This window comes from Staphylococcus sp. HMSC14C01, from assembly GCF_001808085.1.
GTDB classification, from domain to species: domain Bacteria; phylum Bacillota; class Bacilli; order Staphylococcales; family Staphylococcaceae; genus Staphylococcus; species Staphylococcus hominis.
In genome coordinates this window covers 1-12,749 of record NZ_KV792031.1, presented here as the reverse complement: position 1 = coordinate 12,749, position 12,749 = coordinate 1, and the positions used below count along the sequence as shown (strand labels likewise).

At 29.7% G+C, this 12,749-nt stretch carries 14 protein-coding genes and 1 tRNA gene; all 15 read left to right on the top strand.

The genetic code is table 11. The features are described from left to right. Positions 1–224 precede the first annotated feature (224 nt). The 15 genes from HMPREF3131_RS05450 (at position 225) to HMPREF3131_RS05380 (ending at position 12,693) form a co-directional block, all read left to right on the top strand. A complete protein-coding gene (locus tag HMPREF3131_RS05450; protein WP_017174792.1) occupies positions 225–1,736 on the top strand; it encodes a degradosome RNA helicase CshA in 1,512 nt (503 codons plus the stop codon). Between the two features lie 247 nt (positions 1,737–1,983). Then, a complete protein-coding gene (locus HMPREF3131_RS05445) occupies positions 1,984–2,463 on the top strand; it encodes a PH domain-containing protein (RefSeq protein WP_017174793.1) in 480 nt (159 codons plus the stop codon). Then, the gene (locus tag HMPREF3131_RS05440; RefSeq protein ID WP_070436516.1) at positions 2,453–3,955 is read left to right on the top strand and encodes a PH domain-containing protein; all 1,503 of its coding nucleotides are present in this window, start codon (positions 2,453–2,455) and stop codon (positions 3,953–3,955) included. Before HMPREF3131_RS05445 ends, HMPREF3131_RS05440 begins: the two co-directional genes overlap by 11 nt. A 10-nt stretch (positions 3,956–3,965) precedes the next feature. After that, positions 3,966–4,424 (top strand): PH domain-containing protein, encoded by a 459-nt coding sequence (locus tag HMPREF3131_RS05435; RefSeq protein ID WP_308737048.1) that lies wholly within the window; start codon positions 3,966–3,968, stop codon positions 4,422–4,424. Positions 4,425–4,451: 27 nt separating this feature from the next. Beyond that, a complete protein-coding gene (acpS, locus tag HMPREF3131_RS05430) occupies positions 4,452–4,805 on the top strand; it encodes a holo-ACP synthase (protein WP_017174796.1) in 354 nt (117 codons plus the stop codon). 42 nt (positions 4,806–4,847) lie between these two features. Then, a complete protein-coding gene (alr, locus tag HMPREF3131_RS05425) occupies positions 4,848–5,993 on the top strand; it encodes an alanine racemase (protein WP_017174797.1) in 1,146 nt (381 codons plus the stop codon). A gap of 85 nt (positions 5,994–6,078) precedes the next feature. Then, positions 6,079–6,249: a type II toxin-antitoxin system antitoxin MazE gene (mazE, locus tag HMPREF3131_RS05420; protein ID WP_002448681.1), complete on the top strand. Its 171-nt coding sequence runs from the start codon at positions 6,079–6,081 to the stop codon at positions 6,247–6,249. After that, the gene (locus tag HMPREF3131_RS05415; RefSeq protein WP_017174798.1) at positions 6,246–6,608 is read left to right on the top strand and encodes a type II toxin-antitoxin system PemK/MazF family toxin; all 363 of its coding nucleotides are present in this window, start codon (positions 6,246–6,248) and stop codon (positions 6,606–6,608) included. Before mazE ends, HMPREF3131_RS05415 begins: the two co-directional genes overlap by 4 nt. A gap of 371 nt (positions 6,609–6,979) precedes the next feature. After that, the gene (locus HMPREF3131_RS05410) at positions 6,980–7,981 is read left to right on the top strand and encodes a SpoIIE family protein phosphatase (protein WP_017174799.1); all 1,002 of its coding nucleotides are present in this window, start codon (positions 6,980–6,982) and stop codon (positions 7,979–7,981) included. Between the two features lie 85 nt (positions 7,982–8,066). Then, positions 8,067–8,393, top strand: a complete 327-nt coding sequence (locus tag HMPREF3131_RS05405) for an anti-sigma factor antagonist (protein ID WP_002448686.1) — start codon at positions 8,067–8,069, stop codon at positions 8,391–8,393. A 28-nt stretch (positions 8,394–8,421) separates the two neighbouring features. Then, positions 8,422–8,874 carry an anti-sigma B factor RsbW gene (gene rsbW / locus HMPREF3131_RS05400; protein WP_049335593.1) on the top strand — a complete coding sequence of 151 codons (453 nt, stop codon included), beginning with the start codon at positions 8,422–8,424 and terminating at the stop codon, positions 8,872–8,874. Beyond that, on the top strand, positions 8,849–9,619 hold the full coding sequence (gene sigB, locus HMPREF3131_RS05395) for an RNA polymerase sigma factor SigB (protein ID WP_017174800.1): 771 nt from the start codon (positions 8,849–8,851) through the stop codon (positions 9,617–9,619). The genes rsbW and sigB overlap by 26 nt, the downstream gene beginning before the upstream one ends. Positions 9,620–9,744: 125 nt before the next feature. After that, positions 9,745–11,892 carry a Tex family protein gene (locus HMPREF3131_RS05390; protein ID WP_017174801.1) on the top strand — a complete coding sequence of 716 codons (2,148 nt, stop codon included), beginning with the start codon at positions 9,745–9,747 and terminating at the stop codon, positions 11,890–11,892. Further along, positions 11,885–12,337 (top strand): SprT family protein, encoded by a 453-nt coding sequence (locus HMPREF3131_RS05385; protein WP_017174802.1) that lies wholly within the window; start codon positions 11,885–11,887, stop codon positions 12,335–12,337. Before HMPREF3131_RS05390 ends, HMPREF3131_RS05385 begins: the two co-directional genes overlap by 8 nt. A 270-nt stretch (positions 12,338–12,607) precedes the next feature. After that, positions 12,608–12,693: transfer RNA gene (locus HMPREF3131_RS05380), tRNA-Leu, on the top strand. Positions 12,694–12,749 lie beyond the last annotated feature (56 nt).

The window sequence follows — 12,749 nt, the reverse complement described above, 5'->3', positions numbered from 1 at the left end:
TAATAATTAAGAGTTGCTTAGAAATGAAAGGTTTCAAAGCAACTTCTTTTTATTATTTTAATAGAACCAATACTCTACTTAAAAATGTTATTTGCTGTAGATATGAAAATTGCTTTATTGCTATAACTATTTTTAGGTGGTACTATATAGAAGTTGACGTAATAAGAAGACCTTATATACAAAAACGTATATTGATAAATAAAAGAATTAAAAGGAGAATTATATTGCAAAATTTTAAAGAATTAGGGATTTCGGATAAAACGGTAAAAACCCTAGAAGAAATGGGTTTTAAAGAACCAACACCGATCCAAAAAGAAAGTATCCCTTATACATTAGAAGGAAAAGATATCCTTGGTCAAGCTCAGACAGGTACGGGTAAAACAGGAGCTTTTGGTATCCCTTTAATAGAAAAAGTTGTTGGAAAATCAGGCGTTCAAGCTTTAATTTTAGCACCTACAAGAGAATTAGCAATGCAAGTTGCTGAACAATTACGCGAATTCAGTCGTGGACAAAATATTCAAGTTGTTACTGTCTTTGGTGGTATGCCAATTGATAGACAAATTAAAGCGTTAAAACGTGGGCCTCAAATTGTAGTAGGAACACCAGGACGTGTTATCGATCATTTAAATCGTCGTACATTAAAAACGAATGATATTCATACTTTAATTTTAGATGAAGCGGACGAAATGATGAACATGGGCTTCATTGATGATATGAGATTTATTATGGATAAAATCCCTGCTGAACAACGACAAACAATGTTATTTTCAGCGACAATGCCTAAAGCTATTCAGACATTAGTACAACAATTTATGAAGTCACCACAAATTGTTAAAACAATAAACAATGAAATGTCTGATCCTCAAATCGACGAATACTATACAATTGTTAAAGAGTTAGAAAAATTTGATACATTTACTAATTTCTTAGATGTACATCAACCTGAGTTAGCTATTGTATTTGGTAGAACTAAACGTCGTGTGGATGAGTTAACAAGTGCATTGCTTACTAAGGGTTACAAAGCAGAAGGATTACATGGAGACATTACACAAGCCAAACGTTTAGAAGTACTTAAAAAATTCAAAAACGATCAAATTGATATATTAGTTGCCACAGACGTTGCAGCACGTGGTCTTGATATTTCAGGTGTAAGTCACGTATATAATTTTGATATACCTCAAGATACTGAAAGTTATACACATAGAATTGGACGTACAGGTCGTGCAGGTAAAGAAGGAATTGCTGTTACGTTTGTTAACCCAATTGAAATGGATTACATTCGTCAAATTGAAGAAGTAAATGACAGAAGAATGAAAGCTTTAAGACCACCTCATCGTAAAGAAGTGCTTAAAGCACGTGAAGAAGATATTAAAGACAAAGTTAAAAACTGGATGTCACGTGAGAGTGAAGATCGTTTAAAACGTATTTCTAGTGAATTATTAGAAGAATATGATAGTACTGAATTAGTAGCTTCATTATTACAAGAACTTGTCGAAGCAAACGATGAAGTTGAAGTTCAATTAACTTTCGAAAAGCCACTTGCAAGAAAGAGTCGTAATAATAAAGGTAATCAATCAAGACGTGGTGGTAAACGAAATAATAAATTTGATAACAAAAATAAACGATCAAAAGGTAATTTCAACAAGAAAAAAGGTAAAAAACAAGATCGTCGAGATAGACAAGATAAAAGAAAAACATCTATCAAAGGTCGTACGTTTGCTGATTTACAAAAATAGTTGTTATAGATAAGAATAAATTTGCTTGATTGAGCTTGAGGTATAAACATATGTCTCAAGCTCTTTTTGATTATAAGTTACCTATTAAATTTATAAATGCTTATACTAATATTATTTTAAAGAAAAAGAGGATAATTGATCGTATTTAAATAGATAGTATTCAGTTTTGGTTTTTACATTAATATCTATCATATTATTTTTAAAAAATAGTATGATATAATATAAAAAAATTGTTAAGGAGTTTATTGTGCAATTACATCACTCTTTTCATAAAAGTCCTAAATCCGCATTTTTATATCATTGGTTAGTAAGTGGAGTCACGTTACTAATAGAGCTCATTATTTTGGGTGGTGGGTTGTGTTGTTGGAAAGCATTTCACTGGCCACATTTTATTTTTTATATTCTACTTGTGTTAACTATTTGTTCTCTTATTCGTTTTATTCTCCAACCTATCAATAGATACTCTTATAGATTTTATAATATAGAAAATAAGAACATAGAAATTTTAAATACTTTTATTTTTAAAAGGTACAAAACAACAAAAATTGAAAGGTTACAACTTTTAAAGGTTAAAACAAATCCGTTATTGAAACAGTTTAATCTTAAGAGAATCATTGTTGTAACTGCAGGTCATGAACTCACAACACCTGTTGTTTCTAATAAAGAAGCAGAACGATTAATATTACATATCTTATCACAAATGCGAGGTAGTAATGATGATATTTAAACCTCAAAAACTACATCCGATTTCTTATTTCACGGGTCTAATAAATGTTATAAAGCAAAACATTTTTGTCATTATCGTGTTTATTGGATTTAATATATGGAATTTTGATTTTACAAATATCAGACATTATATTGGACCAGGTATCTTTTTATTGATTATTCTTTTTTCTATGATTAATCAATTTCAAAAAGTACGTCTAACGCGTTATTGGATAGAAAATGATCAATTTATAGTCACATCTGGATGGTTAAATAAAAAACGCAAAGAATTAAATTTGAATCGAATTCAATCCTTAGATACCACACAAGGACTGATTAATCAATTAGTAGGTGGAGTACGACTACAAATTAAAACGCCGAGTGATGGTATTGAACTTGAAACGATTTCGAAACAACAAAGTGAATTGATTGAACGTACAATTAAAAAAAGACAACTTCAGTTAGATAGTCAAGAAATAGAGACTAATCATAAGCCCAATAATAGCGAACAAGAATTAATATCTGAAGATAATAGTAATAATAAAGTAATTTTTAAAATGTCTAATAAACTGTTGATTTTTATGTCATTGACCAGTGGCGTTATAGGTGTAGCATTCGCCACTATTTCCCCTATTATAGGTGCATTTGAAGATGTTATCCCGTGGGAAAAATGGACGTCTCGTCTTTTTCAATGGATACAGTCAGTGACGTTTTTAGTGACTATTATTATATTGACTGTACTTATATTTTGTTATGTTATAGGTACTCTAATTGTTTTTCTCCGTTATTATAACTATACAATCACACAACGTGATAATGAGTTGAAAATTACTTATGGATTACTAAATGTAAAAAATATCACAGTGCCTACTGAACGATTACAAGCAGTTATAGAAAAACAGTCATTTATTAGAAAGTTATTTGGATATACCTCTATATACTTTATTATTACAAGTGATTTAGAAGTTAAATCTAATGAAGATGTAAGTGAAAATGGAAAAATTATGATTCTTCCATTTATTAATAAAAAAGAGGCATATTCTATTATTAGAAAATTAATTCCTGAAATGCAATTTAACTCTATTACTGAAAATGTACCAAAACGAGGATATCATCGACATTTTTTTATACCTAGTATCATATTAATTCTTGGTGCAACTATAGGTGCTTACTATTGGAGTATATGGAGTTATATGATAGCGATAATTATGATTATCTTTATGGCAATTCATGCGTATGTGTATATATCTGTTTCTGGATTATGCAATAGAAAAAATGAAATTGCACTTCGTCAAGTAAGTATCATGCATATTAATTCTTATTATTTTAAAAAGGATAAAATTATTGGTATGAATGTTAATCAAAATCCATTGTTAGAAAAGAGCCATTTAGCACATTTACATTTTATTATAGCTAAGGGTGCGGTAAATGAAGATATTAAGCTTAAATATGCTTCTGAAAAACAGTTTCAATTAAATATTGAGACCTATTTAGGAGGGTCTAAGATTGAATGAACATAGTTTTATGAACACGAGTGGTCTAAAGGTGATGAGAATCACATCATTGATAGGGCTTATAATTATTACTGTTTTTTTATTTCTACTCAATATGATAGATGTTTATTTTACTCATATATCAAAACTTTCAATTAATATCATTATTTCTATAGTCATTATATTGCTTTATATCATACTATTTATTATTGTTATTCCGCTTCTGAGATATCATTATTTCAGTTATTACTATGATGAAAACGAGATTCATATTAGAAAAGGTATCATAACTGTTGAAACAGATATGATACCGTTTTATAGAATACAAAATATAGAAGTCATAGAAGGATTCATAATGAGAAAATATAAATTAGCACATCTTCATTTATCTACTGCAGGTGGAGAATGCAATATAGAACTAATTGCAAAAAAAGAAGCGATTTATTTAAAACAAATGATTCAAAATAGAAAACACGAACTATATGAATGATAAAGGATAATTAAGTGAGGTGTGGATATGATACATGGTATTGGTATTGATTTAATTGAAATTGACCGAATAAAAGACGTGTATATTAAACAAAGTGATAAATTAATACATAGAATACTAACAGAGCAAGAACAGCAAAAATTTAACTCTTTTAAAAATGATAAAAGAAAATTAGAATTTTTAGCAGGACGATTTGCAACTAAAGAAGCATTTAGTAAAGCATTAGGAACAGGGTTAGGAAAAACGGTAGCATTTAATGATATTGATTGTTATAACGATGAAAAGGGGAAACCTTGCATCGAATATCCTGGTTTTATTGTTCATGTCTCGATTACGCATACACAACATTACGCAATGAGTGAAGTAATATTAGAAAAGTAAATCATATCAATTTTTTATAAGTTTAAATAAGGAGGACTTCATATGTCAGATGTTGCTTATAGACCGACATATTTAAATGTAGATCTTGATGCCATTCTATACAATTATAATATTTTTAAAACACTTCAAAGTGATAAGTTGGTGATTCCTGTAATTAAAGCGAATGGATATGGATTAGGAAGTGTAAAAATAGCAGAAATTTTAGAAAATAATGGGGCTCAATTTTTTGCAGTTGCTACTTTAGATGAAGCCATTGAATTACGCTTACATAATATAAATGCTAAACTATTAGTTTTAGGTGCGATATCACCGAAAGATATAAATAAAGCGATTCAATATGACATTACCTTAACTGTGCCTTCACAGTTTTGGTTAGAACGAGCGATTCATTATATAGAAGATAACTCAGATCATGTATATCTTCACGTGAAATTAGATACAGGAATGGGAAGACTAGGGATTAAAACGCTTGAAGAGTATCAGTTAGTCATTAATCTTATTAAAGAACATCCAAATCTTATTTTTGACGGCGTTTTTACTCACTTTGCCAATGCAGATGAACCTGGTGATTCAATGAAACAGCAATATGCATTTTTTGAAGAGTTGGTAACAAAAGCAGAGCGACCAAAATATATACATGCTCAAAACTCAGCGGGCGCTTTATTAGCAAATTGTAAATTATGCAATGCGTTAAGACTTGGAATTTCACTATATGGTTATTATCCTTCTGAATATGTTAGAAATGAAGTTGATGTTCAATTAAAACCAAGTGCTAAATTAATAACTCAAGTTGTTCAAACTAAATATTTAAATCCTGGAGACTCTGTAAGTTATGGAAGTACATTCACTGCAACTGAAAAAATGAAAATAGCGGTTTTACCAATTGGATATGCAGATGGTTTCTTAAGATCTATGCAAGGATTTGCCGTAAATGTCAATCAACAGCAATGTGAAATCATTGGAAGAGTATGCATGGATCAAATGATTATTAGTGTACCAGATGATGTGAAAGAAGGAGATGAGGTTATTTTAATAGATAACAATTTAAATTCTTCACAAGCAGTAGAGGCATTAGCTGTAAAACAAAATACAATTAATTATGAAGTTTTATGTAATTTAGGACGCAGACTTCCAAGAATATATTATTTAAATAAAAAATTTGAAGTTACAAATGAATTATTAAATTAGTATAGTCACTTGTTACAAAATTTGTTATTATAAAACTAAATTAAAGTTTATAATGTCTTGTTTGTATCAATTGGAGGTTCATAGTATGTTAACTTTTAATCAGAATAGAAGCCATAGTCTTGAACAATCATTAAAAGAGGGCTATGTCCAAATGGCCGATTTAAACCTCTCCCTAGCAACAGAAGCATTTCCATTAGAATGTGAAGCTTGTGATTGTAACGAATCATATCTTACATCTAATTATAAAAGTGAATGATTAGAAGAGGCGATGTATATTTAGCTGATTTATCACCAGTTCAAGGGTCTGAACAAGGGGGAGTAAGACCTGTAGTTATCATTCAAAATGATACTGGTAATAAATATAGTCCTACAGTAATCGTTGCTGCGATTACTGGTAGGATTAATAAAGCGAAAATACCAACACATGTAGAAATAGAAAAGAAAAAATATCGTTTAGATAAAGATTCAGTCATTCTTTTAGAACAAATACGAACATTAGATAAAAAAAGATTGAAAGAGAAACTTACATATTTATCAGAAGATAAAATGAAAGAAGTTGACGATGCATTGGATATCAGTTTAGGTTTACACGATGTTCGTCCTCAAAAAAATTAGTATTTTATATGTATAATCCAAAAAATATGAAATAAACTTTTGAAATAAATCAATTGTACTTTTGAAAAGTTTTAATTAGACTAAATTCAGTTGAATTCAATGATAGTATTGAGTAAGTTTATGACTATTTAGAGATATCGCAGTAGTTAACTGAATTGAAAATATTTAACTCAAGTTTTCAATTTCAATTAACCTTGCGGGGGTAAGACAGCATATTCACAAAATGAATACTGTCTTGCTCCCTTTTTAAGTAGAAGAGTTATTTTAGAATAATATACATTTGATATTAATGAATAAATTTAAAATGTTGTATTGTGTCAGACAATATTTAAACATATTTTAATCAGCTATGAAGTAAGGAGGCAAAATTCGTGGAAGAATTTAAAAAAAACTATAAGCAACTTATAGATGAGAGCTTGGTTACTAAAAATAAAGAACAATTTTTAAAGAAGTGCGATGAATTCACTGAAGAAGTAATCAAAAAGGATATTCTACCAGAAGATGTTGTTGATTTACATAAAACGTATATTGCTTCTTTAAATTTAAAAACATCTCAAATCTTAGATACATTAGATGTATTAGAAGAAGTAGTAAAAGGCTTTGGATATAGCTATAGAGATTATCAAAATTTAGTTGATAAAATGCAATTCCACGATAAAGAAATTGACTTAGCCTCTAGACTTCAACAAACGATGTTAAAAACAGACATTCCACAGTTTGATAGTATACAAATAGGTGTTATTTCAGTAGCTGCTCAAAAAGTAAGTGGAGACTATTTTAATTTAATTGATCATAGAGATGGTACGATGAGTTTTGCTGTAGCAGATGTTATAGGGAAAGGGATTCCAGCAGCATTAGCAATGAGTATGATTAAATTTGGAATGGATTCCTATGGTCATTCACAATTACCAAGTGATGGTTTAAAACGACTCAATCGTGTGGTAGAAAAAAATGTTAATCAAAATATGTTCGTCACGATGTTTTATGGACTATATGAAGAAATGAATCACTTATTATATTGTAGTTCAGCAGGTCATGAACCAGGATACATTTATAGAGCTGAAACTGAAACATTTGAAGAAATTGAAGTTCGAGGAAGAGTACTTGGTGTAAGTCAACATACGCGATATAGTCAACAAGAAATTCCAATATATTTAGATGATTTAATTATTATTTTTACTGATGGTGTAACAGAAGCTAGAAATAAAAAGGGGGAGTTTATTGCAAAAGATACTGTTCTTAATTTAATTAGAAAATATAAGCATATGCATCCCCAAGATATTGTTCAAATCTTATATGAAGCCATTTTAAAAATACAAAATACGCAAAAAAGAGATGACATGACAATTTTAGTAATAAAAAGAGTGAATTAATTATTTAATTTTTTGATTATATTATAATAATAATGGGTATAGTTGCTATAGTATACATATCGAAAAAGATTAGGAGTGTAAGTAAATGAATCTTAATATAGAAACGATAACCCATGATGATTATTATGAAGTTATTGTTGGTGGAGAGTTAGACGTATATACAGTACCCGAGTTAGAAGAAGTACTTGTGCCTATGCGCCAAGAAGGAAATCATGATATTCACGTGAACTTAGCAAATGTAAGTTATATGGATTCAACGGGTTTAGGCTTATTTGTAGGAACATTAAAGGCTCTAAATCAAAATGATAAAGAATTATATATTTTAGGTGTCACAGATAGAATTAGTAGATTATTTGATATTACTGGTTTAAAAGATTTAATGCACGTTAATGAAGGAACGGAGGTAGAGTAATTTGTCACTCAAAAATGATTATATTGAAATGAAGTTACCTGCCTCAGCAGAATATGTAAGTTTAATTCGCCTTACCTTATCAGGAGTATTTACAAGAGCAGGTGCTTCATACGATGATATTGAAGATTCAAAAATTGCAGTAAGTGAAGCGGTTACTAATGCTGTCAAACATGCGTATAAACATAGTGAACAAAATGGTATGATTAATATTTGTTTTGAATTATTTGATGACAAAATTAAGATTATTATTTCAGATCAAGGTGAAAGTTTTGACTACGAATCTACAAAATCAAAATTAGGGCCTTACCAAGAAAACGAAAATATCGATTTCTTACGTGAAGGTGGGCTAGGGCTATTTTTGATTGAATCATTAATGGATGAAGTAAAAGTTTCAAAAGAGTCTGGTGTAACAATTAGTATGATTAAGTATATAAAAAAAGAGCAGGTGCCAAATAATGACGAAAGAGTCGAAATCAGTTAATGAGATATCACCTGAACAAATTAACCAATGGATTAAAGAACACCAAGACAATATAAATCCTCATGCGCAAGATAAATTAGTTAAACATTATCGCAAACTAATTGAATCATTAGCATATAAGTATTCAAAAGGACAATCACATCATGAAGATTTAGTTCAAGTGGGTATGGTTGGTTTAATAGGTGCTATTAACAGATTTGATATATCTTTCGATCGCAAATTTGAAGCATTCTTAGTGCCAACTGTTATTGGTGAGATTAAAAGATATTTACGAGATAAGACATGGAGCGTTCATGTTCCTAGAAGAATTAAAGAAATTGGTCCAAGAATAAAAAAAGTGGGCGATGAACTTACGAATGAACTCGGACGTTCTCCTTCAATTTTAGAAATTGCGAACCGTTTAGAAGTAAATGAAGAAGAAGTATTAGAAGCCATGGAAATGGGTCAAAGCTATAACGCACTTAGCGTAGATCATTCAATTGAAGCAGATAAGGATGGATCTACAGTTACATTGTTAGATATTATGGGTCAACAAGATGATAATTACGACCTTACTGAAAAACGAATGATTCTTGAACGTATTTTACCAATCTTATCTGATAGAGAAAGAGAAATTATTCAATGTACTTTCATTGAAGGATTAAGTCAAAAGGAAACTGGTGAACGTATTGGACTTAGTCAAATGCATGTATCTAGATTACAACGAACTGCAATACGAAAATTACAACAAGCTGCTAAGCAATGAAATTGAGGAGCGACCAATGAGTTCATATTGAATTCTATGGCGCTCCTTTTATTGTTAAAAATGTTATGTAAAAATAAAGATATGTTAAAATTAAAGAGAATTTATATACAAAGAGTGGTTATAACATGGAAAAGACATTAATTAATGATATTGTAAAAAAATATCAATTTTTAGAAAAACAAGTCATAGCTGTATTAAATCTATTAGAGGAAAATAACACAGTACCTTTTATTGCCAGATATCGAAAAGAAGCAACTGGTGGTTTAGATGAGGTTCAAATTAAACAAATATCTGATGAATATCAATATGTAGCGCATCTTCAAAAACGTAAAGAAGAAGTTATACATAATATTGAACAACAAGGTTTACTTACTGATGAATTAAAGCAAGACATTCTTCAACAAACAAAATTACAACGTGTAGAAGATTTATATCGTCCTTTTAAACAAAAAAAGAAAACTAGAGCAACTGAAGCAAAACGAAAAGGATTAGCACCATTAGCTCATTTTTTAATAGAAGGACAAAGTATGAATGTAAATGAAGAAGCTAGAAAATATTTAAGTGAAGAAGTTAAAACAGTTGATGAGGCAATTCAAGGTGCTCAAGATATTATTGCTGAACGTATTTCGGATAATCCTAAGTATCGACAACGTTTACTTAAAGACGTTTATTATCAAGGAAAGATTGTGACAACAAAGAAAAAACAAGCAAATGATGAAAAAGAGATATTTAGTATGTACTATGATTATTCTGAGCCTATAAAAAGAATAGTTAATCATCGAATTTTAGCAATGAATCGTGGAGAAAAAGAAAAAGTATTGTCAATTAAAATTGAATTTGATACTACTTCAATAGAAACATTTATACAATCGCAAGAAGTAAAAAAAGCTCATCAACTAGTTGAATATATTGAGTCTGCAATTAAAGACAGTTTAAAACGTTTAATCTTGCCTTCAATTGAAAGAGAAATTCGAAATGATTTAACTGAAAAAGCAGAGCATCACGCTATAGAAGTGTTTAGTGAAAATTTAAAACATTTATTATTACAGCCTCCTATGAAAGGTAAACAAATTTTAGGTGTCGATCCAGCATTTAGAACTGGATGTAAATTAGCTGTTATTAATCCTTTTGGAACATTTATTGCTAAAAGTGTTATATATCCTCATCCTCCAAAATCTAAAATAGAATTGGCAGAAAAAGAATTAGTTAGAATGATAACTGAAAATAATGTTGAATTAATTGCAATTGGTAATGGTACAGCAAGTCGTGAAACGGAACAATTTGTAGCAAATGTAATAAAAAAATATCAACTAAATGCTCAATTTATTATCGTAAATGAAGCAGGAGCTTCTGTATATTCTGCTTCTGAAATAGCAAGAAATGAATTTCCAGAGTTTCAAGTTGAAGAACGAAGTGCAGTGTCTATTGGTAGACGTGTGCAAGATCCGCTTAGTGAATTAGTGAAAATTGATCCTAAATCTATTGGAGTAGGACAGTATCAACATGATGTAAACCAAAAAGAACTTGAACAAGCTCTCACATTTGTCGTAGAAACTGCAGTTAACCAAGTAGGTGTAGATGTAAATACCGCTTCAAAATCTTTACTTCAATATGTTTCGGGATTATCAAGTACCATTGCTCAAAATATAATTGATTATCGTGAAGAAAATGGATCTATAAAGCATCATTCCGAAATAAGCAAAGTAAAACGTTTGGGTAGTAAAACGTTTGAACAAAGTATCGGATTTTTAAGAATAGTTAATGGTAAAGAACCATTAGATAATACATCTATTCATCCAGAAAGTTATCAAGCGACATATCAGTTTTTAGAAAGTTTACAACTATCAATTGATGATTTAGGTTCAGATAAACTTAAACAAACACTTAGCGATATTAATATTGAAGAAAAATCAAACGAAATTGGAATAGGCAAACCAACACTAGAAGATATTATAAAATCTCTTAAAGCGCCAAATCGTGATCCTCGTGATAGCTATGAAACACCACAGTTAAAATCTGACATATTATCAATCGAAGACTTGTCTAAAGGTATGAAGTTAAGTGGAACGGTTAGAAATGTAGTAGATTTTGGAGCATTTGTAGATATAGGTGTTAAACAAGATGGTTTAGTTCACATTTCAAAATTATCAAAGAAATATGTTAAAAATCCTATGGATGTTATTAGTGTAGGAGATATAGTTGATGTTTGGATTTTAAATATTGATAAAAATAAAGAAAAAGTATCATTGACTATGATTAATCCTAATGAATAATAAAATGCTTCAAAAGTTAGTAGAAACAACTTCACTTGAGTATTTTAAACAACCTTTTAAACATAAAGCGTATTTTAATTCTCGATTACGAACAACAGGCGGACGATATGTATTATCTACACACCATATTGAGATTAATCCGAAGCAATTTTCTCGTTTTGGAAAAGAGGCTTTAATAAATATCATAAAGCATGAACTATGTCATTATCATTTACATTTATCCGGAAAAGGTTATCAACATAAGGATCATGACTTTAAAATGCTAAGCAATAAAGTTCAAGCACCAAGATTTTGTCAGCCGATTCAAAGCTATGAAGAAAGAGCAAATTATATATATCAATGTTGTAAATGTAAAACTACATATCTAAGAATTAGAAAAGTTAATACTGATAAAATGAGATGTGGTAAATGTGGAAGTAAATTGAAATTAAAGATGTATTTATAAATAAATTTAAATATGAACAATAAGACTTTACTAATATAACAATGTCCTTTAAAAACCTACAATGTTGTAGGTTTTTAAACTTTTTAATAAAAACTATTGACTTATGTTTAAAAAGTATGTATTATAGTTATCGTTGTATTAATGAATGACGTAAACATTAAAAAATAGTAAATTTGTTTAAAATAATATTAAAAAGTTATTGACTTTTTATTACAAATCATTTACAATAAATACTGTTCTCGATAATCAATAGATTATTGCGTTTTGCCAGCGGTCGTGGCGGAATGGCAGACGCGCTAGGTTGAGGGCCTAGTGGGAGAAATCCCGTGGAGGTTCAAGTCCTCTCGGCCGCACCAAATCAATTCCAATCATTATATATTGCGGGTGTAGTTTAATGGCAAAACCTCAGCCT